This window comes from Pseudomonas sp. GW823-FHT02F05, from assembly GCF_058797315.1.
In genome coordinates, this window is the sequence record NZ_JBXAJM010000017.1 from 127,962 (window position 1) to 151,807 (window position 23,846).

22 protein-coding genes are annotated in these 23,846 nt (G+C 59.7%); 13 read left to right on the forward strand and 9 right to left on the reverse strand.

The window, feature by feature from the left end; translation table 11 throughout:
• Positions 1-71 precede the first annotated feature (71 nt).
• The 3 genes from dgcA to AC1RAC_RS20535 form a co-directional block, all read right to left on the reverse strand.
• On the reverse strand, positions 72-2,132 hold the full coding sequence (gene dgcA, locus AC1RAC_RS20525) for a dimethylglycine demethylation protein DgcA (RefSeq protein ID WP_127881617.1): 2,061 nt from the start codon (positions 2,130-2,132) through the stop codon (positions 72-74).
• A gap of 15 nt (positions 2,133-2,147) precedes the next feature.
• Positions 2,148-2,678 carry a DUF5943 domain-containing protein gene (locus tag AC1RAC_RS20530; RefSeq protein ID WP_008033249.1) on the reverse strand — a complete coding sequence of 177 codons (531 nt, stop codon included), beginning with the start codon at positions 2,676-2,678 and terminating at the stop codon, positions 2,148-2,150.
• Positions 2,679-2,756: 78 nt separating this feature from the next.
• The gene (locus tag AC1RAC_RS20535; RefSeq protein ID WP_032879065.1) at positions 2,757-3,734 is read right to left on the reverse strand and encodes a dipeptidase; all 978 of its coding nucleotides are present in this window, start codon (positions 3,732-3,734) and stop codon (positions 2,757-2,759) included.
• A 218-nt stretch (positions 3,735-3,952) separates the two neighbouring features.
• Here AC1RAC_RS20535 and AC1RAC_RS20540 point away from each other — a divergent pair, with 218 nt between their 5' ends.
• From AC1RAC_RS20540 to AC1RAC_RS20550, 3 genes are all read left to right on the forward strand, one after another.
• On the forward strand, positions 3,953-4,357 hold the full coding sequence (locus AC1RAC_RS20540; RefSeq protein WP_034128881.1) for a lysozyme inhibitor LprI family protein: 405 nt from the start codon (positions 3,953-3,955) through the stop codon (positions 4,355-4,357).
• 71 nt (positions 4,358-4,428) lie between these two features.
• Entirely contained in the window at positions 4,429-5,070 is a 642-nt protein-coding gene (locus AC1RAC_RS20545) for a hypothetical protein (protein WP_492616939.1), read from the forward strand.
• Positions 5,067-5,483 carry a DUF3010 family protein gene (locus AC1RAC_RS20550; protein ID WP_034128883.1) on the forward strand — a complete coding sequence of 139 codons (417 nt, stop codon included), beginning with the start codon at positions 5,067-5,069 and terminating at the stop codon, positions 5,481-5,483. Before AC1RAC_RS20545 ends, AC1RAC_RS20550 begins: the two co-directional genes overlap by 4 nt.
• A 7-nt stretch (positions 5,484-5,490) precedes the next feature.
• Here the strand turns inward: AC1RAC_RS20550 and AC1RAC_RS20555 are convergent, their stop codons facing one another.
• The 3 genes from AC1RAC_RS20555 to AC1RAC_RS20565 form a co-directional block, all read right to left on the reverse strand.
• A complete protein-coding gene (locus AC1RAC_RS20555) occupies positions 5,491-5,919 on the reverse strand; it encodes a hypothetical protein (RefSeq protein WP_054898196.1) in 429 nt (142 codons plus the stop codon).
• Positions 5,920-6,108: 189 nt separating this feature from the next.
• On the reverse strand, positions 6,109-7,293 hold the full coding sequence (locus AC1RAC_RS20560) for an AAA family ATPase (RefSeq protein WP_294138220.1): 1,185 nt from the start codon (positions 7,291-7,293) through the stop codon (positions 6,109-6,111).
• Between the two features lie 68 nt (positions 7,294-7,361).
• A complete protein-coding gene (locus AC1RAC_RS20565) occupies positions 7,362-8,306 on the reverse strand; it encodes a GlxA family transcriptional regulator (RefSeq protein ID WP_054898194.1) in 945 nt (314 codons plus the stop codon).
• Positions 8,307-8,500: 194 nt separating this feature from the next.
• Between AC1RAC_RS20565 and AC1RAC_RS20570 the strand changes: the two genes are divergently transcribed.
• The 5 genes from AC1RAC_RS20570 to AC1RAC_RS20590 all read left to right on the forward strand — a co-directional run bounded on the left by AC1RAC_RS20570 (position 8,501) and on the right by AC1RAC_RS20590 (position 12,609).
• Complete coding sequence (locus AC1RAC_RS20570; RefSeq protein WP_089041454.1) at positions 8,501-9,445, forward strand: choline ABC transporter substrate-binding protein; 945 nt, start codon at positions 8,501-8,503, stop codon at positions 9,443-9,445.
• An 86-nt stretch (positions 9,446-9,531) separates the two neighbouring features.
• Positions 9,532-10,419, forward strand: a complete 888-nt coding sequence (gene cdhC, locus AC1RAC_RS20575) for a 3-dehydrocarnitine:acetyl-CoA trimethylamine transferase CdhC (protein WP_034128888.1) — start codon at positions 9,532-9,534, stop codon at positions 10,417-10,419.
• A 142-nt stretch (positions 10,420-10,561) separates the two neighbouring features.
• Complete coding sequence (locus AC1RAC_RS20580; protein WP_034128889.1) at positions 10,562-11,527, forward strand: L-carnitine dehydrogenase; 966 nt, start codon at positions 10,562-10,564, stop codon at positions 11,525-11,527.
• A gap of 101 nt (positions 11,528-11,628) precedes the next feature.
• Entirely contained in the window at positions 11,629-12,120 is a 492-nt protein-coding gene (locus AC1RAC_RS20585; RefSeq protein ID WP_054922373.1) for a thioesterase family protein, read from the forward strand.
• 225 nt (positions 12,121-12,345) lie between these two features.
• Entirely contained in the window at positions 12,346-12,609 is a 264-nt protein-coding gene (locus tag AC1RAC_RS20590; protein ID WP_034128891.1) for a hypothetical protein, read from the forward strand.
• 88 nt (positions 12,610-12,697) lie between these two features.
• Here the strand turns inward: AC1RAC_RS20590 and gbdR are convergent, their stop codons facing one another.
• Positions 12,698-13,801 carry a choline metabolism transcriptional regulator GbdR gene (gbdR, locus tag AC1RAC_RS20595; RefSeq protein WP_034128892.1) on the reverse strand — a complete coding sequence of 368 codons (1,104 nt, stop codon included), beginning with the start codon at positions 13,799-13,801 and terminating at the stop codon, positions 12,698-12,700.
• Positions 13,802-14,324: 523 nt separating this feature from the next.
• A complete protein-coding gene (locus AC1RAC_RS20600; RefSeq protein ID WP_014720257.1) occupies positions 14,325-15,701 on the reverse strand; it encodes an L-serine ammonia-lyase in 1,377 nt (458 codons plus the stop codon).
• Positions 15,702-16,117: 416 nt separating this feature from the next.
• On the opposite strand from AC1RAC_RS20600, the gene AC1RAC_RS20605 reads away from it, so the two are divergent.
• The 3 genes from AC1RAC_RS20605 to choV all read left to right on the forward strand — a co-directional run bounded on the left by AC1RAC_RS20605 (position 16,118) and on the right by choV (position 19,155).
• Positions 16,118-17,065: a choline ABC transporter substrate-binding protein gene (locus AC1RAC_RS20605; RefSeq protein ID WP_034128893.1), complete on the forward strand. Its 948-nt coding sequence runs from the start codon at positions 16,118-16,120 to the stop codon at positions 17,063-17,065.
• A gap of 69 nt (positions 17,066-17,134) precedes the next feature.
• Positions 17,135-17,980, forward strand: coding sequence for a choline ABC transporter permease subunit (gene choW / locus AC1RAC_RS20610; protein ID WP_003194913.1), 846 nt, complete (start codon positions 17,135-17,137; stop codon positions 17,978-17,980).
• Complete coding sequence (gene choV / locus AC1RAC_RS20615; RefSeq protein ID WP_054922367.1) at positions 17,977-19,155, forward strand: choline ABC transporter ATP-binding protein; 1,179 nt, start codon at positions 17,977-17,979, stop codon at positions 19,153-19,155. Before choW ends, choV begins: the two co-directional genes overlap by 4 nt.
• A 155-nt stretch (positions 19,156-19,310) precedes the next feature.
• Here choV and AC1RAC_RS20620 read toward each other — a convergent pair whose 3' ends face one another.
• Positions 19,311-21,245, reverse strand: a complete 1,935-nt coding sequence (locus tag AC1RAC_RS20620) for a BCCT family transporter (RefSeq protein ID WP_230633881.1) — start codon at positions 21,243-21,245, stop codon at positions 19,311-19,313.
• A 389-nt stretch (positions 21,246-21,634) separates the two neighbouring features.
• Between AC1RAC_RS20620 and betI the strand changes: the two genes are divergently transcribed.
• On the forward strand, positions 21,635-22,228 hold the full coding sequence (gene betI / locus AC1RAC_RS20625; RefSeq protein ID WP_003194919.1) for a transcriptional regulator BetI: 594 nt from the start codon (positions 21,635-21,637) through the stop codon (positions 22,226-22,228).
• Between the two features lie 110 nt (positions 22,229-22,338).
• Positions 22,339-23,811 carry a betaine-aldehyde dehydrogenase gene (gene betB, locus AC1RAC_RS20630; protein WP_054922365.1) on the forward strand — a complete coding sequence of 491 codons (1,473 nt, stop codon included), beginning with the start codon at positions 22,339-22,341 and terminating at the stop codon, positions 23,809-23,811.
• Positions 23,812-23,846 lie beyond the last annotated feature (35 nt).

A 23,846-nucleotide genomic window follows, 5' to 3' on the forward strand; every position in this document is an offset into this window, starting at 1 on the left:
ACGACCTTAAAAGCAGACGCGGAGCGTCCAGGGCGGCATTCCCACGCAGAGCGTGGGAACGATCAGGTGCGTCAGAAATCCTTGCACAAGCGCAGGGCGTCATAGATGGCGGCGTGGGTATTGCGCTGGGCCACACAGTCACCAATGCGGAACAGCAAGTACCCCTCGCCCGCCTCGCTCAGGCATGGCTGCGGCTTGATCGCAAACAGCGCTTCAACGTCGATCTGGCCCTTGTTGCGCGAACCTTCCTTGAGCCCGTAGTAAATGGCCTCGTCCGGACGCACGCCGTTCTCCACCACGACCTGGTCGACCACCCGCTCCTCTTTGGCGCCGGTGTATTCGTTCTCCAGCACGGCCACCAGCTTGTCGCCCTCGCGGTAGACCTTTTCCAGCATCATGTCGCCGGTCATGATCACTTCCTTGGGGTACATGCTGCGGTAGTACGTGGGGAACGACGTACCGCCGATTGCCACGCCTGGCTTGATGTCGTCGGTGACGATCTCCACCTGGCTGCCTTTGTCGGCCAGGAAGTCGGCCACCGACATCCCGGTGAATTCACAGATGGTGTCGTACACCAGCACGTTCTTGCCAGGCAGCACCTTGCCGTCGAGCACGTCCCAACTGCTCACTACCAAGCCTTCGGCGGCGCCCCAGTGTTCGTTCTGCTCGATGAACGGGTGCCCGCCCACCGCCAGCACCACCACGTCCGGACGCACGTCCAGGATGGTCTCGACATCGGCTGCAACACCCAGGCGCAGGTCGACTTTCAAACGCGCCAGCTCCAGTTGATACCAACGGGTGATACCGGCGATCTGGTCACGTTGCGGCGCTTTCGATGCCGTGGTGATTTGCCCGCCGATAAACTCCTTTTTCTCGAACAGCGTCACGTCGTGGCCACGTTCAGCCGCCACGCGCGCGGCTTCCATCCCGGCCGGGCCGGCCCCCACTACAACCACCTTGCGCTTGGGCCCGGTGGACTTCTCGATGATGTGCGGCACGCCCATGTATTCACGGGAGGTCGCGGCGTTCTGGATGCACAGCACATCCAGGCCCTGGTACTGGCGGTCGATGCAGTAGTTGGCGCCCACGCACTGCTTGATCTGGTCGATCTGGCCCATCTTGATCTTGGCGATCAGGTGCGGGTCGGCGATGTGCGCACGGGTCATGCCGACCATGTCCACATAGCCGCCTTCCAGAATACGCGTGGCCTGGTTCGGGTCCTTGATGTTCTGCGCGTGCAGCACCGGAACCTTGACCACTTCCTTGATGCCGGCCGCCAGGTGCAGGAACGGCTCCGGCGGGTAGCTCATGTTCGGGATGACGTTGGCCAGGGTGTTGTGGGTGTCGCAACCCGAGCCCACCACGCCGATGAAATCGAGCATGCCGGTGTCATCGTAGTACTTGGCGATTTGCTTCATGTCCTCGTGGGACAAGCCGTCCGGGTGGAACTCGTCACCGCACAGGCGCATGCCCACACAGAAGTCATCCCCCACTTCGGCACGCACGGCCTTCAACACTTCCAGGCCGAACTTCATGCGGCCCTCGAAGCTGCCGCCCCACTCGTCGGTACGCTTGTTGACCCGCGGGCTCCAGAACTGGTCGATCATGTGCTGGTGCACGGCCGACAATTCCACCCCGTCCAGGCCACCGGCCTTGGCCCGACGCGCAGCCTGGGCGTAGTTGCCGATCACACGCCAGATTTCTTCTGGCTCGATGGTCTTGCAGGTGGCACGGTGCACCGGCTCACGCACGCCGGACGGCGACATCAGGGTCGGCCAGTTGAAGCCGTCCCAACGCGAGCGCCGGCCCATGTGGGTAATCTGGATCATGATCTTGGCGCCATGCTTGTGCATGGCATCGGCCAGATTCTGGAAGTGCGGGATGATGCGGTCGGTGGACAGGTTCACCGACGCCCACCATTCCTGCGGGCTGTCGATGGCCACCACGGAGGAGCCACCGCAGATCGCCAGGCCAATACCGCCCTTGGCTTTCTCTTCGTAGTACTTCACATAGCGGTCGGTGGTCATGCCGCCGTCGGTGGCATACACCTCGGCATGCGCAGTGCTGAGCACCCGGTTGCGGATGGTCAGTTTGCCGATCTGGATCGGCTGGAACATTGCTTCGAAAGCCATGGCACGGTCCTCGGCTTACAACGGTTTGACGGTGAACAAACCATCATCGTGGCCCTCTTCGGAGCCTCCGTAGACTTGTTCGGCGACAGTGCGGATCTTGCTGCCACGCGCTTGAAGGATCTGGTCCATGGCGCCGGCAAACCAGCCGGTGAACATGTAGTCCACTTTGCGTCCGACCTTGCCGTAGACATACACAAAAGCTGAATGCTCAAGCTTGACGCTGGCGGTGCCTTTATCGAGGTCGATGTCCTGGATCTTGAACAGACCCCAGCCGCGTTGCGACAGGCGCTTCATGTAGTGCTCGAACACCGCGACGCCTTCCAGGCCGTGGCATTCAGCTTCTTTTTCACACCAGTGCCAGGCGGATTTGTAGCCGGCCTTGTAGAGGATCTCGGCGTAGGCGTCGGCCCCCAGTACTTCTTCGATACCCATGTGGTTGTTGACGAAGAAATGACGCGGCACGTACAGCATCGGCAGGGCGTCGGAGGTCCAGACACCGGTTTCGCTGTCGACTTCAATTGGCAATTGCGGGGCGATCTTGGCCATGGAAACTCAACTCCAGAAAATTCGTTTTGATGCCCGCCGCGCGGATGGCGGCGGGTGAAGGATTAAGCGAGCAGTGGCTTATTCGCCCCAGACGTCCTTGAGCACGTTGACCCAGTTCTCGCCCATGATCTTGCGCACCACGCGCTCGCTGTGGCCGCGCTTGAGCAGGGTCTCGGTGAGGTTGGGGAACTCACCCACGGTGCGGATGCCCAGCGGGTTGATGATCTTGCCGAAGCTGGTCAGGCGGCGGGCGTAGCCCTTGTCATGGGTGAGCATTTCGAAGAAATCCTGACCATGGCCCTGGGTGAAGTCGGTGCCGATGCCGATGGCGTCTTCGCCGACGATGTTCATGGTGTATTCGATGGCTTCGGCGTAGTCGTCGATAGTCGAGTCGATGCCCTTGGCCAGGAACGGCGCGAACATGGTCACGCCGACAAAACCGCCATGGTCGGCGATGAACTTCAGCTCTTCATCGGACTTGTTGCGCGGGTGCTCTTTAAGCCCGGACGGTAGGCAGTGGGAGTAGCACACCGGCTTTTTCGATTCGAGGATGACCTCTTCGCTGGTCTTGGAGCCCACGTGGGACAGGTCGCACATAATGCCGACGCGGTTCATCTCGGCGACGATCTCACGCCCGAAACCCGACAGGCCGCCATCACGCTCGTAGCAGCCGGTGCCCACCAGGTTCTGGGTGTTGTAGCACATCTGCACCACCCCCACGCCGAGCTGCTTGAAGATCTCGACATAGCCGAGCTGGTCCTCAAAGGCATGGGCATTCTGGAAGCCGAAGATGATGCCGGTCTTGCCCTGCTCCTTGGCGCGGCGGATGTCGGCGGTAGTTTTCACCGGGATCACCAGGTCGCTGTTCTCACGGATCAGGGTCTGGCTGGCGACAATGTTATTGATCGTGGCCTGGAAGCCTTCCCACACCGACACCGTGCAGTTGGCGGCGGTGAGGCCACCTTTGCGCATGTCTTCGAACAGGTCGCGGTTCCACTTGGCAATAATCAGACCGTCGATAACGATGCTGTCGGCGTGCAACTCGGCTGGGCTCATCAGGCGTCCCCTTATTGGCGATTCATGCGCCGAATCGTCTGCCGGCGCTTTGGGGCCAGCATATGCCCAGAGACCGACGGAGCCGGGTGCAAAAACGACAGGGGAATTGCCGAAAGCGTCAATCCGCGACAAAGCCTGCGAAGACAGGCCCCACGGTCGGCTGTTCTTTGTCTTACGCTTGAGCCAGAATTGCGCATCACGTGATATGAGACGGCGCAATGAAATCGATTTTCCTGGCTTTGGCACTCATCGCAACCACCGCCCACGCGGCCGAAGACACCGACAGCACGCCGTGCGACGGTATCGAGAACGACCAGCAAACCTTGGAATGCGCCACCTACAACAAGACCACCGCCGAGCAATTGCTCAAAGATAACTATCAGGGGTTGCTGGAGCGCATGGGTTCGACCTACGGCAGCGACAAGACCAAACTGGCGGACATTACCGCCCGTCTGAAGGATGCGCAGCAGAAGTGGGAAAAACTGCGCGACGCCGATTGTGCAGTGGACACCTTCCCGGCAGTGACCGGCACCAAGGCCTATGCGATTGCGCACAACGACTGCCTGGCGCGCATGAGTGATGAGCGGTCGGAGTTTTTGGAGTCGATTGGCCAAGAACAGTAACTATATTCCTACAATAGAAGCGTCCCACTGTCGCTTTTCGCTACCTGACGCTGATTTAAGGAATTTTCGGCATGCAATGGCTTCCATCCCCACCCACCGACAATATTTATAAGTTGCTTGCTGTATTTGGTTTATGGCTAATTGCAGGTGCGCTGACACTGGTGTCTATTTTTTCTTATCTGGACTACAGGTTCCAAAAAGAAACACGCGAGGAAAGCCACCATTCGCAAACGGAGCAAATGGTAAACGATTTCACTAAACGCATTGAAGCACTTGAGAAAGGCACACCGGAACTGCATAAAATCGCAGATCTGCCGGAGTCATTCAACAACGACGTCACCTTCCTGAAGAACAGCCTCGTTATACAAGAAAGAAAACTTTCTACATACAAAGAACGAGAGAAAGATAACCTCGACACGTTCATGGACTATCTGCTCGTCCACGAAAACGAGTTTTACATTTTCATAGGTCTGTACGCGACGCTCACGTCACTGTGCACGGTGATAGGTTTTAGCCGCTGGTTTCAGAAAATACAAAAGCCCGGCGAAGTACTGAATGAGCTAGATATTAAAATCAAAGAAGCAAGCTTATTGAAACTTAAGATAGAAATTTCCCAACTTCAACCAATGAGCAAGACAATAGAGCAGCTCTTTGAATTGCATTTCAATAAGCCCTTTCCTGAAGCCTCTCCCTCGCAAAGGACCCGCTCATGACCATCTGCGGCATCGAAATCAAAGGCAGCGAAGCCATCATCGCCGTCGCCTCCCTGGACAACCAGGCGCTGACCCACGTCGCCCTGGCCACCAAGAAAATCGCCCTCGACGATGACGACGAAGCGGCCAACGTAAAAGCTTTCGCCGCCCAGGTGAAGGCGTTCGTTCAAGCCAACGGCATCACGCGCATTGCCATCAAGAAACGCAGTAAAAAAGGCGAGTTCGCCGGTGGCCCGACGACGTTCAAGATCGAAGGGGTGTTTCAGTTGCTGGATGGGGTGGAGGTGACGCTGCTGTCGCCGCAGACCATCAATGCGCAAAACAAGAAGCACAGCTTTGATCTGCCGACGACGTTGAACAAGTATCAGCATGAAGCTTATAAAACAGCCTGCTCAACCCTGATGAAAAAGTAATTACCCATCAGCTTTTGACGCAGTGTTCCAAGCCGTGACCACCGCCTTCGTATTCAGGCGTGTAGTAGTACTTAACGAAAGACACTTTGCCCTCCGGGGTTGACGTCATTTGTGCGACCCCCACGCCGAAGTCTTTCAAGACAGGGTCGGTGTGAGCAAAATAAACGCCCAGCGCGTCCGAAGTCCCGGCGGCCATTCCGTCATAACGGGACTTGTCTTCCAAGGTCAAGGTGAAGGTGTAGGCGGCGTACTTGCCAGTACTTTGCTTGGCGTCGAGTGCCATATCAACAACACCCTTATAGCTGCCTATATGTTTATCCTGGCCGGTACATTCATAGCGTCCGCTGTAGTCGGCTCCGGTGAAAGGTGCAGACGCCTGGGCTGCCCACGCCGGGGTGGTCGCTAACGCGATGACAGTAACTAGTTTTCTAAGCATGCCAACCTCTTCTGGTTAAGTAGTGACTTCCTGGCCTGCGTGCTTCATTTCAAAAGCATTTGGTCAAGAGCCACTTCTAAGACCCATAGGACGTTAGCAGTCCTTGGCTATAAGTCTCCGTTAGCGATGAAAAAAAAGAAACTTCCTACACCTTCCATGATTCCCTTATAAACTGCGCTACATCGGGTTTCACTCGTTAGTCGGTATGCGGGTTTTGTACAGCAGCCAATCCCCGAACGACTTGTCTTCCAGGGCATACCCTCCCCGGCTCGACTTCCATACCAATTCCTTGTCGCGCAGGGCATCGATACAGGCCTGAATGGTCTGGGTCCCGGGCACCACATCGCTGCGCATAACCTCCAATGCCTTGCTGACTGCGGTAATCGTGCTGTCGGTAAACGGCGCAAATGGCTCATTGCTTTGCGAACGCACCACCATCACCTGCAACACCGCACGCTGCGGGATGGTCAGGGCGTTCCAGGCGCTTTCGAACTCGGTCCATACACCCGCGCGCAGCAGTTCTGCGCGACTGTGCAGCAGTTGGCCAAGATTGCTCGCCTCGCCCAGCTCCAATGCGACTTCACCGATGATCGTGCGCAACATCTCGGGACGCCGACCTACCAGCTCAAACGCCTCATCAATGTCAGCCGCGTTGAATTGGTTGTTCTTGGCCAGGTGCGCGTTGAGGTGCACGGTGTAGGCCTGGGTGAACGCTTTGCCCAGCAGCGGAAACGGCGTGATGCTGGAACCGAAGAATGGCTGGCTTTTACCCAATACCAAATGGGCGAGTTTGTCGCGATTGGAGCCGGTAAACACCAGGCGCAAACCGCTGCCCTCCTCGTCCCGGCCTTGGTTGAGCTGATCCCGGGCAGCCTTCAACGCGAACATCGCATTGATACCTGACTCGGTGGTTAATGCGTGCTGTGCTTCGTCAATCACCAGTACAACGGGTTTTTCTGCAGCCCTATGGAGCAATTCCAACGCTTGGGTCAGCGTCGCACCGACAGGCAATCGTGGCTTGGTAAAGTCCCAGGAAAGCGTACGCAGAAAGCTTAGTTTCTCGATGCCAATGCTCTTTGCCAGTTTGCGAATGCCCTTTTCAAACGGCACCAACGCCCCCGCAATGGCACCTGCGATCAGCTCGGCGGGGTCTTTTTCCTTGTCGGCCCACAGGTCGACATACACCGCCAGCCAGCCCCGCAGCTGACATTCCGGAATCAGGTCTTCGCGCAAAAAAGTGCTTTTGCCCGTGCGTCGGGGCGCCGCGAGAAACAGGCCGGAGGTGAAATCCTGAATACCGGCCCCCACCAGGCCATCGGCAATACTGCTTGCCAGGGTGGGGCGGCGAAACACAAAGCCGCTGTGCTTGGACATGGTTTTATACTCAATTATGGAAAGGACTATAAATTATAGCGAAGAGTATAATTGACTATAATTGTCCGTCAAACCACCTCCCGCCGCCGATCCTCCCGCGGGCATTTGGCAAACCTTGCGCGATAGCTCCTGGTGAAATACGACGGTGACTCAAACCCGCACGCGATACTCACTTCCAGCACGCTCATGTCGCTCTGGCGCAGCAGTTTGCGGGCTTTTTCCAGGCGCAGGCCCAGGTAGAAATTGCTCGGCGTATCGTTCAGGTGCAGGCGAAACAGCCGCTCCAGTTGGCGTCGGGTGACCTTGATCGTTTCGGCCAGGGCCAAGGTGCTCAGGGGCGGTTCGGTGTGCTGTTCCATTTCGCCGATCACGTGCACCAGTTTCTTGTTATTGATGCCGTAGCGCGTGGCGATCTGCATGCGCTGGTGGTCCTTGCGGGGGCGGATGCGGCCAAGTACGAATTGCTCGGAAACCTGGATCGCCAGCTCCGGGCCGTGGGCCTGAGCGATGAGATCGAGCATCAAGTCGATGGACGCGGTGCCGCCGGCACAGGTGATGCGGCGCCGGTCGATTTCGAACAGTTCCTGGGTCACGCTCAGGTGCGGATAGGCCTCCTTGAAGGCGTCGATGGCTTCCCAGTGCAAGGTCAGGCGGTGGCCGTCAAGCAGGCCCGCCTCGGCCAGCACGCAGGCGCCGGTGTCGATGGCACCGAGGGTCACACCCTCATGGTCGAGGCGGCGCAGCCAATGCTCCAGGGCGGGCGTGGCGAACTGCAGGGGTTCGAAGCCGGCCACCACCAGTAAGGTCGCGCCTTTTTTCAACGGTTCCAGCGCGGCATCGGCGTTGACCGACATGCCGTTGCTCGCCAGTACCGCGCCGCCATCGGCACTCAAGATGTGCCAGCGGTACAGCTCGCCGCGAAAGCGATTGGCCACGCGTAACGGTTCCAGCGCGGAGATAAAACCGAGGGCCGAGAACCCCGGCATCAGCAAGAAATAGACATCCTGGGACATGGTGGCGCTCTCGTCATACGGGCAGCGTGATCACTGTGATACGCCAGTTCAACCGGCCATTCAAGAGCCCAGGTCGCTGCAGTGCAAGAGTGGGTCGCCGCCGTGCGCTTTGCGGGGCGCCAAGCTGCGTAACGTGATCCCACGGCGCACAAAGACGCCGGCACCCACAATAACGACTGCCGAGGGCTCCACCCATGAACCGACTGATCAGCCGCTGCGTACTTGCACTCAGCGCCAGCGCCATTTTGAGCACTAACGCCCTGGCAGCGGATGCCGCTTCATGCCAGAACGTACGCATGGGCGTGGTCAACTGGACCGACGTCATCGCCACCAGCGCCATGGCGCAGGTGCTGCTCGATGGCCTCGGCTACAAGACCAAACAAACCAGCGCCTCTCAGCAAATCATCTTTGCCGGCATCCGCGACCAGCGCCTGGACCTGTTTCTGGGTTACTGGAACCCGCTGATGACCCAGACCATCACGCCGTTCGTCGACGCCAAGCAAGTCAAGGTCCTCGAAAAACCCAGCCTGGAAGACGCCCGCGCCACCCTGGCGGTGCCGACTTATCTGGCCGACAAGGGCCTGAAAACCTTTGCCGACATCGCCAGGTTCGAAAAAGACCTGGGCGGCAAGATTTATGGCATCGAGCCGGGCTCGGGGGCCAATACGCAGATCAAGGCGATGATCGCCAAAAACCAGTTCGGCCTGGGCAAGTTCCAGTTGGTGGAGTCCAGCGAAGCCGGCATGTTGGCGGCCGTAGACCGTGCCGTGCGCCGCAAGGAAGCCGTGGTGTTCTTTGGTTGGGCACCGCACCCGATGAACGTCAATGTGGCGATGACTTACCTCACCGGCAGCGAAGGCGCCCTGGGCCCGAACGAAGGCATGGCCACCGTGTGGACCGTGACCGCGCCGGCCTACGCCGAGCAGTGCCCCAACGTGCATAAGCTGCTGACCAACCTGACGTTCACCGCCGCCGACGAGAGCCGCATGATGCAACCGCTGCTGGACCACAAGGATGCCATCGAATCCGCCAAGCAGTGGCTCAAGGATCACCCGCAAGACCAGGCGCGCTGGCTGGAGGGTGTGACCACCTTCGACGGCAAACCGGCTGCCGCCAACCTGCAATTGACCACGAAATAACCCATCCAGATCACCGCTTCGCAACCCCTGAAGGTTGCGAACGGCGCCCTGCGCCTTGAAATCACCCGCCTGTAAGGAACCGCCCCATGAACCACGACGTCATCATCACCTGCGCACTCACCGGTGCTGGCGACACGACCGCCAGAAGCCCCCACGTGCCGGTCACTCCCAAGCAAATCGCCGCCGCTGCCGTGGAGGCCGCCAAGGCCGGCGCCACGGTCGTGCATTGCCACGTACGCGACCCCGAGACCGGCAAGTTCAGTCGCGACGTCGCGCTGTACCGCGAAGTGATGGAGCGCATCCGCGAGGCCGACATCGACATCATCGTCAACCTCACCGCCGGCATGGGTGGCGACCTGGAGATCGGTGGCGGCGAGAATCCCATGGAGTTCGGGCCCAATACCGACCTGGTGGGCCCGCTGACCCGCCTGGCCCACGTTGAAGAACTGCTGCCGGAAATCTGCACCCTGGACTGCGGCACGCTGAACTTCGGCGATGGCGATACCATTTACGTGTCCACCCCGGCGCAACTGCGTGCCGGCGCCAAACGTATCCAGGAATTGGGCGTAAAGGCCGAGCTGGAAATTTTCGACACCGGCCACCTGTGGTTCGCCAAGCAGATGATCAAGGAAGGGCTGCTGGATAACCCGCTGTTCCAACTGTGCCTGGGCATTCCCTGGGGGGCACCGGCCGACACCACCACCATGAAAGCCATGGTCGATAACCTGCCCGCCGACGCGGTGTGGGCCGGCTTCGGCATTGGCCGCATGCAAATGCCAATGGCCGCGCAGGCGGTGCTGCTGGGCGGCAACGTACGGGTGGGCCTGGAAGACAACCTGTGGCTGGACAAAGGCGTGCTCGCCACCAATGGGCAGTTGGTGGAGCGCGCCAGTGAAATTCTCAGCCGGTTAGGCGCAAGGGTCCTGACCCCAGCCGAAGGCCGCATCAAGATGGGCCTGACCCAACGCGGCTAACACAGACACCACCACTCCTGTGGGAGCCGGGCTTGCCCGCGATGAGGCCAGTAAATCTGCCACATCTTTGTAGCCTGCAATGCCGCCATCGCGGGCAAGCCCGGCTCCCACAAAGGATCATCGAACACTTTAGGAATATGCCATGCGCTTTATCACCGAAATCAAAACCTTCGCCGCGTTGGGCAGCGGTGTCATCGGCAGCGGCTGGGTGTCCCGTGCCCTTGCCCATGGTCTGGATGTGGTGGCCTGGGACCCCGCGCCCGGCGCCGAGGCGGCCTTGCGCAAACGCGTCGCCAACGCCTGGCCCGCCCTTGAACAACAGGGCCTGGCGGCAGGTGCCTCCCAGGACCGCCTGCGCTTTGTCACTACCATCGAAGACTGCGTAAAAGACGCCGACTTCATCCAGGAAAGCGCCCCGGAACGCCTGGAGCTGAAGCTGCAATTGCACAGCCAGATCAGCGCCGCGGCCAAGCCGAACGCATTGATCGGCTCCAGCACCTCAGGGCTATTGCCCAGCGAATTCTATGAAAGCTCTACCCACCCGGAACGCTGCGTGGTCGGCCACCCCTTCAACCCGGTCTACCTGTTGCCACTGGTAGAAGTGGTGGGCGGCAAAAACACCGCGCCAGAGGCAATCCAGGCGGCGATCTCGGTGTATGAATCCCTGGGCATGCGTCCTTTGCATGTGCGCAAGGAAGTGCCGGGGTTTATTGCCGACCGCCTACTGGAAGCGCTGTGGCGTGAGGCGCTGCACCTGGTCAATGACGGGGTGGCGACCACCGGCGAAATCGACGACGCCATTCGTTTTGGTGCCGGGTTGCGCTGGTCGTTCATGGGCACTTTCCTCACTTACACACTGGCGGGCGGCGACGCCGGCATGCGCCACTTCATGGCACAGTTCGGCCCGGCGTTGCAGCTGCCGTGGACTTATCTACCGGCGCCTGAATTGACTGAAAAGCTGATTGATGATGTGGTCGATGGCACCGCTGAGCAGTTGGGTAACCACAGCATCTCGGCGCTGGAGCGCTATCGTGATGACTGCCTGCTGGCGGTGCTGGAAGCCGTAAAAACAACCAAGGCCAAGCACGGCATGAACTTCGCCGAATAACCCTGTGGGAGCTGGCTTGCCTGCGATGGCGGTGTTGGCCTCACCATTGCTATCGCAGGCCGGCCAGCACATTTGACCGCACACTGAATTGGATTCATGCCATGCCCGCACTGACCACCTACACCACGAAAATCCTGCCCGACTGGGTCGACTACAACGGCCATCTGCGTGACGCGTTCTATCTGCTGATCTTCAGCTACGCCACCGATGCGCTGATGGACGCGCTGGGGCTGGACAGCGAAAACCGCGAAGCCAGTGGCCACTCGCTGTTCACCCTGGAGCTGCACCTGAACTACCTGCATGAGGTGAAGCTCGGGGCCGAGGTTGAGGTGCATACCCAACTGATCGCCCATGACGCCAAGCGCCTGCACCTTTATCACAGCCTGCACCGGGTGGGAGACGACGAGGAACTGGCCGGCAATGAACAGATGCTGTTGCACGTCGACCTGGCCGGGCCGCAGGCCACGCTGTTCACCGAGGCCACGCTGCAACGGCTTGCCGCGATCGGCGCTGCCCAGGCCGAGCTGCCAAGGCCTGCCCTGCTTGGCCGTGTCATCGGTTTACCGGCAAAAAAAGCCCCGAGCCAGCCGTGACTGGATCGGGGCAGAGGGGCCTTGTGTGAGCTGTGCATCTGGAGGGTGACCAAACCGTCAAGCTGCGTGCCTGGGTTCAGTGTGCCTATTAACCGTATTGCCAAGTGACCCGAAAACGACCTGTTCATAGCCATCCAAGCCATCGCTCGATTCTGCTCTTGCCCACCCAGCAAGGGCCTACCAGAATCCAGGTCAATCCCTGTTCCCTACACCAGGATAAACGTCATGATGCACGCGGATTTGATTGATCAGGATGACCTGCTGAGCCAACTGCGCTCACTGGGTTTTGAAGTGTCCAGCGGCGCCAGCGCCGAGCAGGCGTGTGAATGTGCAGTGCGCGGTTTGAGCGAAGCGCGGGCCAAGGCGCTCAAGGGAATGGTGGAGCAAATGTACACCGGCAAGGCGACCATTTTGCCGGCCGTGCGCCAGGCGATCGACAAGCAGTTGTTGCCGGCGCTGATGCAATTCAAACAGAACTCCGGCGCCTGAAAATACCGCTATCGCAGGCAAGCCAGCTCCCACAGGAGAACGCATTCCAAGGTGGCAGCTGGCTTGCCTGCGATGCAGACGACTCGGTTTAGAGCCTTACACTGGCAAACGTCGACTCGTTCCTGGCCTGGCTCAACGCCGACATCGGCCCCGACAACGGTGACAACACCAACGCCTGCGGAATCGGCATCATCGCCACTTGCTGGGTGGTGTTGGAGCCGACACGTTCATCCCGTGGCGGAATGCCGAAATATTCGCGGTAGCACTTGGAAAAGTGCGGCGTAGACACAAACCCGCACACCGAGGCGACTTCGATGATCGACATCGGCGTTTGCTTGAGCAACTGCCGCGCACGAATCAGGCGCAGCTTGAGGTAGTAGCGCGACGGCGAGCAGTGCAGGTATTTCTGGAACAGCCGCTCCAACTGCCGGCGCGACACGGCGACATACACCGCCAGTTCGTCCAAATCGATTGGCTCTTCGAGGTTGGCTTCCATCAGCGCGACGATTTCCTGCAGCTTCGGCTGGTTGGTGCCAAGCATGTGCTTGAGCGGCACACGCTGGTGATCCTGTTCGTTGCGGATGCGTTCGTACACGAACATCTCGGAGATGGCGGCCGACAATTCACGGCCGTGGTCGCGGCTGATCAGGTGCAACATCATGTCCAGGGGCGCGGTACCACCGGAGCTGGTGAAGCGGTTGCGGTCGAGGGTGAACAGGCGCGTGCTCATGGCCACCCGCGGGAAGGCTTCCTGCATCGACGCCAGGCATTCCCAGTGCACGCTGCAATCAAAGCCGTCGAGCAAGCCGGCGCAGGCCAGGGCCCAACTGCCGGTGCACACTGCGCCGAGGCGACGAGACTGGCGTGCCTGGCTTTGCAGCCACGACACATGTTCACGGGTGACGGTGCGCTGGATACCCACGCCGCCACACACGATGACCGTGTCCAGCACGGGTGCTTTGTGCATGGAGGCATCGGGTGTGATTTGCAGGCCATCGCTGGCCCACACCTGGTTGCCGTCGACACTCAGGGTTGTCCAGCGATACAGCTCGCGGCCGGACAGCTGGTTGGCCATGCGCAGTGGCTCCACGGCTGACGCCAGGGAAATCAGCGTGAAATTGTCCAGCAGCAAAAAGCCGATGGATTGAGGCGCACGGTTCTGGGGTTGGGCCCCGGAGTTGGTCGACGTCATCGCGGTATCTCCTCACATCACACAAAGCGGGTGGCGGCCTCAGGCGAGGCTCTTGTTATTGCGCTCGTCCTGAAAAGGAGAGGCTTTGTAATTGATAGAGCAAATGCCATGCCTAAAATTGAATGGCTATTCAAGAACTCCTGAAAACGACCTGTTTATGCGTCTATATGAGCCCACGCGTGAAGTGCGGGATATGACGCATAACGGGCGGAGTTCAAGGGGGGTGAGCAGATCGGTAGCACTTGTGGGAAGGCGCTTTGCGGGCGTAGGAGGAGTCTGTCACCCAAAGCACATCAGGCGTGTGATCGTGTAGGAATTCGTTCGGAAGCTACTTATCTATTTGCGACGCGCTAAAAGGTGGCGATTTTGGCTGGGGTGTTCACTTTGTGAGCAATGATGCTCCTCTTCAGCTCGTTCCCACGCTCTGCGTGGGCATGCATCCTGTCACGCTCTGCGTCACCCATGGGCGGAGCGTCCGGGGCGGCATTCCCACGCGGAGCGTGGGAACGATCATGTCACTGACTCAACATTCAACCGCACTCACCGCCAACCCACCGCGTGATGTCTCTTTGTACTTGTCATGCATATCGGCCCCGGTATCACGCATGGTGCGGATCACCCGGTCCAACGAGATGAAGTGCTGGCCATCGCCACGCAACGCCATTTGCGCCGCGTTGATCGCCTTCACCGCCGCAATTGCATTGCGCTCGATACACGGCACTTGCACCAGGCCGCCCACCGGGTCGCAGGTCAGGCCGAGGTTGTGTTCCAAGCCGATTTCGGCAGCGTTGCACAGTTGCTCCGGCGTGGCACCAAGGATCTCCGCCAGCCCGGCTGCGGCCATGGCACACGCGGAACCGACCTCGCCCTGGCAACCGACTTCGGCACCGGAGATCGAGGCGTTCTTTTTACACAGGATGCCCACCGCCGCCGCGCCCAACAGGTAGTCAACCACGTTGGCTTCGGTGACTTCTTCACTGAACTTCATGAAGTAGTGCAACACCGCCGGGATGATTCCCGCCGCGCCGTTGGTGGGCGCCGTGACCATGCGCCCACCGGCGGCGTTTTCTTCGTTGACCGCCAGGGCGAACAGGTTGACCCATTCCATGGCGCTCAAGGTCGAGCCGATCACATTGGGCTTGTTCAGCTCCTGCAAGCTGCGGTGCAACTTGGCAGCGCGACGGCGCACGTTCAAGCCGCCGGGCAGGATGCCTTCGTGCTTGAGGCCCTGCTCCACGCAATCTTGCATGGCGCGCCAGAGCTTCATCAGGCCGCTGCGGATTTCTTCTTCGCTGCGCCAGGTTTTTTCATTCGCCAGCATCAGTTCGGCAACGCGCAGGTTGTGGGTCTTGCACAACTGCAACAGCTCCACGGCACTGGAAAAGTCATAAGGCAGCTCGGTGCGGTCCATGTCCGCCACACCGCTTTGGGCCTGGGCTTCATCCACCACAAAACCGCCGCCCACCGAGTAATAGGTGTCGCGGTGCAACTCGCCGTTTTCGCCAAACACCACCAGGGTCATGGCATTGGGATGGAACGGCAGGTTCTCATCGAGCAGGCGCATATCCCGCGCCCATACAAAGGGCACCGGCAAACGCCCGTCCAGCAGCAGCGTGTCGGTTTCGCGCAGGGTGTGGATACGGGCGCCGATTTGCGTGGGGTCGATTGCGTCTGGCCACTCGCCCATCAGGCCCATGATGGTGGCGGTGTCGCTGCCGTGGCCGATGCCGGTGGCCGACAACGAGCCGTACAGTTGCACTTCGACACGCTGCACCTGTTCCAGCCACCCACGCTCACGCAACCCTTGAACGAACAACGCCGCGGCGCGCATGGGCCCCACGGTGTGGGAACTCGAAGGCCCGATGCCGATCTTGAACAGGTCGAAAACGCTGATAGCCATTAACGTGGAACTCCTCGATAAGCACGGGCCGGGCTTGAACGAGGTGCTACGCTCAGATCGCCCAGATGGCGGCATCATCAAGCTTTTATTCGTCATCACGGCGTCTCACACCGACGCACTCATGCTCACCAGCGGCGCTCGCGTGCGAACGCCAGTTTTGGCCGTTTTTTGCGGTGCAGAAGGGTAAAAACAGCAGTTTTACCTTCGGAAAAACCTGTAAGCGACGTCATCGGTACTGGATGCGACCCTCCCTGTACTGGATACGACGCCCCCTGTAGGCGTCAGATTTTCACTGGTACATGATCAGTCTCGACTCGTTTGCAAGGCACCGCGCCAGAGCTGTTGTCGCACGCTCCAACCGCAACACTTATAAAGCGCGGCGAATGCCGCCAGAAAAGACACAGGAGTCTACCCACATGAAAGGTTCACCCTCGTTGTTGTTGGCCGCCATGCTGAGTCTGCCAGTCGTGGCACACGCCGCAGAACCGGAACAGTGCAAGACCGTCAACTTCTCCGATGTCGGCTGGACCGACATCACCGTCACCACCGCGACCACCAGCGAGATCCTCAAGGGCCTGGGCTACAAGCCGCGCACCACGATGATTTCGGTACCTGTGACTTACAAGTCCCTGGCCGACGGCAAGAACATGGACATTTTCCTCGGCAACTGGATGCCGACCATGGAAAACGACATCAAGCAGTACCGTGATGCCGGCACCGTGGAAACCGTGCGCGCCAACCTGGAGAACGCCAAGTACACCCTGGCGGTCCCAGAGGCGCTGTATGAGAAGGGCCTGAAAGACTTCGCCGACATCGCCAAATTCAAGGATGAGCTGGGCGGCAAGATCTACGGCATCGAGCCGGGCAACGATGGCAATCGCACCATCCAGACGCTGATCGACAAAGATGCCTTCGGCCTGAAAACCGCCGGTTTCAAGGTGGTCGAATCCAGCGAAGCCGGCATGCTCTCCCAGGTCGAACGCGCCTCCAAGCGCAACCAGGCCATCGTGTTCCTCGGCTGGGAACCGCACCCGATGAACACTCGCTTCAAGATGAAGTACCTGACCGGTGGTGACGACTCGTTCGGCCCCAACTACGGCCAGGCCACCATCTACACCAACACCCGCAAAGGCTACACCCAGGAATGCAGCAACGTTGGTCAGTTGCTGAAAAACCTGGTGTTCACCCTCGACATGGAAAGCACCCTGATGGGTAACGTCCTGGACGACAAGATGAAGGCCGATGCTGCCGCCAAGGCCTGGCTGCAGAAGAACCCGCAAGTGCTCGACACCTGGCTCGCCGGTGTCACCACCGTTGATGGCAAACCAGGGCTCGATGCCGTTAAAGCTTACCTCGCCAAATAGCACCCGCTGACCCCAGGCCGGTGCGCTGGCCTGGGATGTTTTCCCCTTCGCATGTGGACATTCACTACCATGCTGACTGAACAGAAAATCCCACTAGGCCAGTACATCGCTGCCTTCGTCGACTGGTTGACCCAACACGGTGCCAACTACTTCGACGCAATCGCATCGACACTGGAAACGATGATCCACGGCGTGACGTTTGCGCTGACCTGGTTCAATCCACTGGCATTGATCGGTCTGATTGCGCTGCTGGCTCACTTTATTCAACGTAAATGGGGACTGACTGTTTTTGTCATCGCCTCCTTCCTGCTGATCCTCAACCTGGGGTACTGGCAAGAAACCATGGAAACCCTCGCGCAGGTGCTGTTCGCCACCCTGGTCTGCGTGGTCATCGGTGTGCCGCTGGGCATTGTTGCCGCGCATAAGCCGATGTTCTACACCATGATGCGGCCGGTACTCGATCTGATGCAGACCGTGCCGACCTTCGTCTACCTCATCCCTACCCTGACCCTCTTCGGGCTGGGTGTGGTGCCTGGGCTGATTTCCACGGTGGTGTTCGCGATTGCCGCGCCGATCCGCCTGACCTACCTGGGTATCCGCGATGTGCCGCAAGAGCTGATGGACGCCGGCAAGGCCTTTGGCTGCTCGCGCCGCCAGTTGCTCTCGCGCATTGAACTGCCCCACGCCATGCCGAGCATCGCCGCCGGCATTACCCAATGCATCATGCTGTCGTTGTCGATGGTGGTGATCGCCGCCCTGGTAGGCGCCGACGGCCTCGGCAAGCCAGTGGTCAACGCACTCAACACTGCCGATATTGCGCTGGGCTTTGAAGCGGGCCTGGCCATTGTGTTGCTCGCCATCATGCTCGACCGTATCTGCAAACAACCCGACGCTAAAGTAGGGGGTGATGCATGAGCATTATCCGATTCGACAAAGTCGACGTGATCTTTTCCAAAGACCCACGCGAAGCGCTCAAGCTGCTGGACCAGGGCATGAGCCGTAACGAAATCCTGAAGAAGACCGGGCAGATCGTCGGCGTCGAGAACGCCAGCCTGGATATCGAGAAAGGCGAGATCTGTGTGCTGATGGGCCTCTCGGGCTCAGGCAAATCCAGCTTGCTGCGCTGCATCAACGGCCTCAATACCGTCAGCCGTGGCCAGCTGTTTGTGGAGCATGAAGGGCGTCAGATCGACATCGCCTCCTGCACCCCCGCCGAGCTGAAAATGATGCGCACCAAACGCATCGCCATGGTGTTCCAGAAGTTCGCCCTGATGCCATGGCTGACGGTGCGCGAGAACATCAGCTTCGGCCTGGAGATGCAGGGCCGCCCAGAGAAAGAACGACGCACACTGGTGGACGAGAAACTCGAACTGGTGGGCCTGAGCCAATGGCGCAACAAGAAGCCCGACGAGTTGTCCGGCGGTATGCAGCAGCGCGTCGGCCTGGCTCGCGCCCTGGCGATGGACGCCGATATCCTGCTGATGGACGAACCCTTCTCGGCCCTCGACCCGCTGATCCGCCAAGGCTTGCAAGATGAGCTACTGGAACTGCAACGCAAATTGAGCAAGACCATCGTGTTCGTCAGCCACGACCTGGATGAAGCACTCAAGCTCGGCAGCCGTATCGCGATCATGAAAGACGGCAAGATCATCCAGTACAGCGTGCCGGAAGAGATCGTGCTGAACCCGGCGGACGACTATGTGCGCACCTTTGTCGCCCATACCAACCCGTTGAACGTGCTGTGCGGGCGCAGCCTGATGCGCACCCTGGATAACTGCACGCGTGTGAATGGTTCGGTGTGCCTTGATCCGGGTGGCGACTCTTGGCTGGACCTGGCTGAAGGCAACACCATCCAGGGCGCACGCCAGAATGGCGTGACGATGAACCTGCAGAACTGGGCGCCAGGGCAAGCCGTGGAAGGATTGGGCCGCGTACCGACGCTGGTGGACTCGAACATCGGCATGCGCGATGCGTTGCAGATTCGCTACCAGACAGGCAATAAGCTGGTGCTGCATGACAACAACAAGGTGGTGGGGATACTGGGGGACAGTGAGCTCTACCATGCCCTGCTGGGCAAGAACCTGGGCTAGAACCCTGTGGATCGTTCCCACGCTCTGCGTGGGAATGCACCCTGTGACGCTCCGCGTCACGACTTCAAGAGCGGGACGCGGAGCGTCCATGGCGGTGTTCCCACGCAGAGCGTGGGAACGATCATGTCAGTGAAGACACCACCAGGCTTCAACTATCAGCTATAGACCCGGCCAAGGAGCTGCCGATGGCTTTCAAACTGATCGAGCACATCCCGGGTGATCTGCTCCTGGGTGAAGCCCATCAGGTCATACTCCTGCGGCCCGTTGTGCAGGTACACCTCGGCACGATAGTAACGGGTGCGCTCTTCTTCAGGCAGGTCAGCCGGTGCCGCCGAGTAGCCATCCAGGCTCACTTCGTAGACAAACGGGTTGCCCTCGTCCATCTCGATCCGCACGCCGATGCAGCGCTTGGACTTGCCCAGCAGGGTCTGCACTTCCAGGCCCTGATCACGCAACGCACTCGCGGCTTCTTCCAACGCCGGCGTTACGTGCTTGTCCATAAAGCGCTGCACGGTGGCCTGGCTCGGTTGCAGGTCCAGCGCCGTCAAGCGCTCGCTGAAACCACGACGCCCGCGTTCAGCCAATTGCGCTTGCTCCTGTTCGGTGGCCACGTCCTGGCGCATGGCCTTGTGCAAACCGAACATAAAGAACACCAGCACCACAGAGAACGGCAGCCCCGCTAGCACCACCATGGTTTGCATGGCTTCGAAGTTGCCGGCAAACAGCAGACCGATGGTCACCAGGGTGATCACCGCCGACCAGAAGATACGCAACCAGTGCGGCGCATCTTCATCCACATTGCCGCCTTTGCAGGAAAGGTTGGCCATCATCACCGCGCCGGAATCCGCAGGCGTCAGGAACAGCACGAAGCCCACGAAGATCGACACGCCGATCACCACTTTCGACGCTGGGTAATGCTCAAGCAGCTGGTAGATGGCCATGGACGGTTGCTCCAGCGCCGTCTTGCCCAACTCCACCGCCCCATGGTTCAACACCAGGTCCAGGGCCGAGTTGCCGAAGATCGACAGCCACGCCAGGGTAAAGCCCAGCGGGATCAGCAATACGCCAGCCACCAGTTCGCGCACGGTGCGACCACGGGAAATACGCGCGATGAACATGCCCACAAATGGCGCCCAGGAAATCCACCAGGCCCAGTAGAACAAGGTCCACAGGCCCATCCAGCGTTCGGTCTTGGCACCGTCGCCTTCGTACACATACAGGTCGAAGGTTTTCAGCACGATACCGTTGAGGTAATCACCGGTGTTCTGCACCAGGCCATTGAGCAGGTGCAAGGTGGGGCCGAACAACAGCACGAAGATCAGCAAACCGCTGAACAGCACGATGTTGAGGTTGGACAGACGACGAATACCGTTTTCCACACCCGACACGGCGGCAATGGTCGCCACGGTGCTCATCACGATGATCACGATCAGCAAATTGGTATTGCTGTGCTCCATGCCGAACAGGTTTTCCAGCCCCGACGACACTTGCATCGAGCCGATCCCCAGGTTGGTCACCAGGCCCAGCAGGGTCACGAACATGCCGAAACCGTCTACCGCATGGCCAGCCGCGCCCTTCACCCAACGCTCGCCCACCAGCGGGTACAGCGCCGAACGCAGGGCCAGCGGTTGGTTGTGGCGGTACGCAAAGTACGCCACGGCCAGGCCGACCAGCGCATAGATCGCCCAGCCGTGCAGGCCCCAGTGCAGGAAGGTCAGTTGCAGCGCCTGGCGTGCCGCGCCATTGCTGGCGGCAGCGCCTTCGGGCGGGTTGAAGTAATGGTCCAACGGCTCGGACGCACCGAAATACAACAGCGAGATGCCGATACCCGACGAGAACAACATGCCGGCCCAGGCGCCGTAGCTGAAGTCTGGGGTATCGTCCTTCGCACCTAGCTTAAGTTTCCCATAGGACGAAAACGCCAGGCCGACCACAAACACCAGGTAGGCGGCGATGACCACCATGTAGTACCAGCCAAAGCTTTTCGACAGCCAGGCCTGGGCTACGCCGAGCATGCGCCCGGCCTCCTGCGGGGCGACGATCAGAATGGCGGTCAACAATAAAATCAGCGCGGTGGAGGTGTAGAACACCCAACCGTTGACCCGGACCTTTTCCGGTGGGGTCTTTATAAGAGAGGCAGAACTCATGGCGCAGATGCTCCAGGCAGTGCGAGAGAGAAACACAAGGCAACGGTTATCCCGGGACATCGATTTTTCGGCAGTCGACGGACGGGTGTTATAAAGACACCCCAAAATTCTTGAGCCCGCCTAAGCGGTGATCAGGCTCTGAAGTGGCCTGTTTCAAGGGTTTTTGCAGGTGTCGAAGGTTGCGGCTCGCAGGTAGGAAACATCTGTAGGCAGCGACCATTTGTCGCAGATCTTATTCTTTGTTGATTGAACGTTCAATCAAAACAAAATAGACTGGCCCTCAAGCCGACGGACGTGGATCGCCCATCGGCAGGCCTAAGGAGAGGTGCTACATGCCCAAGGTCGGTATGCAACCCATACGCCGCCAGCAGTTGATCGAAGCCACGTTGACGGCCATCGATCGGGTCGGGATGGGAGATGCCAGCATTGCGCTGATCGCCCGTCTGGCCGGCGTCTCGAACGGCATCATCAGCCACTACTTTCAGGACAAGAACGGCCTGATCGCAGCGACGATGCGCTACCTGATGAATGCGCTGATCGAGAACGTGCAAGAACGCAGGCGTGCCTTGAAGGATGACAGCCCACGGGCGCACCTTCAGGTGATCATCGAAGGCAACTTCGACGCCAGCCAGGTCAACGGCCCGGCAATGAAAACCTGGCTGGCCTTCTGGGCCACCAGCATGCACCACCCGTCATTGCACAGGTTGCAGCGGATCAACGATCAACGTCTGTATTCCAACCTGTGCTGCCAGTTCCGCCGAGTGCTGCCGCTGCCGCACGCACGCAAAGCAGCCCGAGGCCTGGCGGCCCTGATCGACGGTTTGTGGTTGCGCGGCGCCCTGTCGGGAGACGCTTTCGACACGGAGCAGGCGCAACGGATCGCTTACGAATACATGGATTTCCAATTGGCCAAGCAGGTGAGTTAGAGCCCTTATAAATGCTCAACCCCTGAACGTCCGCCGCTCAGTGTTGCCACACCCCCATGGCCCACTGTTCGGCGGGTAACGCCAACCACTTATGCACTTGCGAGGACTTTATGGCCCGTTTCGACCTGCAAAAACTCTACATTGACGGCGGCTACAGCGACGCTGGCAGCGATGCCACCTTCGAAGCCATCAACCCGGCTAACGGTGAAGTTCTCGCCCAAGTGCAACGCGCCACCAAAGACGACGTTGAACGTGCCGTGGCCAGCGCTGAAAAAGGCCAGAAAATCTGGGCCGCCATGACCGCCATGGAACGTTCGCGCATCCTGCGCCGTGCCGTGGACATCCTGCGCGAGCGCAACGATGAACTGGCCGCCCTGGAAACCCTGGACACCGGTAAAGCCTTCTCCGAAACCAAGTACGTCGACATCGTCACCGGCGCTGACGTGCTGGAATACTACGCCGGCCTGGTACCTGCCATCGAAGGCGAGCAGATCCCACTGCGCGACACCTCGTTTGTCTACACCCGCCGCGAGCCGCTGGGCGTGGTTGCCGGTATCGGCGCGTGGAACTACCCGATCCAGATCGCCCTGTGGAAATCCGCACCGGCCCTGGCTGCCGGTAACGCGATGATCTTCAAGCCAAGCGAAGTCACCTCGCTGACCACCCTGAAACTGGCCGAGATCTACACCGAGGCTGGCGTTCCAGCGGGCGTGTTCAACGTACTGACCGGCAGCGGCCGTGAAGTCGGCACCTGGCTGACCGAGCACCCGCGCATTGAGAAAGTCTCCTTCACCGGCGGCACCGACACCGGCAAGAAAGTCATGGCCAGCGCGTCGAGCTCCTCGCTCAAGGACGTGACCATGGAGCTGGGCGGCAAGTCCCCGCTGATCATTTTCGACGACGCCGACCTCGACCGCGCCGCCGACACCGCCATGATGGCCAACTTCTACAGCTCCGGTCAGGTCTGCACCAACGGCACCCGCGTGTTCGTGCCCAAGCACCTGCAAGCCGCGTTCGAAGCCAAGATCGTCGAGCGTGTGGCGCGTATTCGCATCGGCAACCCGGAAGACGAAAACACCAACTTCGGCCCGCTGGTCAGCTTCGCCCACATGGAAAGCGTGCTGGGCTACATCGCCAAAGGCAAAGAGCAAGGCGCCCGCCTGCTGTGCGGCGGCGACCGCCTGACCGAGGGTGACTTCGCCAAAGGCGCCTTCGTGGCCCCGACCGTGTTCACCGACTGCACCGATGACATGGTGATCGTGCGTGAAGAAATCTTCGGCCCGGTGATGAGCATCCTCACCTACGAGACCGAAGAAGAAGTGATCCGCCGTGCCAACGACACCGACTTCGGCCTGGCCGCTGGCCTGGTGACCAAGGACCTGAACCGCGCCCACCGCGTGATTCATCAGTTGGAAGCCGGTATCTGCTGGATCAACGCCTGGGGCGAGTCCGACGCGAAGATGCCGGTTGGCGGCTACAAGCAGTCGGGTGTGGGCCGTGAGAACGGGATCAGCTCGCTGAACAACTTCACGCGTATCAAATCGGTACAGGTTGAGTTGGGCGATTACGCCTCGGTGTTCTAACACCTTATGGGCCTGGAATGCTCCTCTGTGGCGAG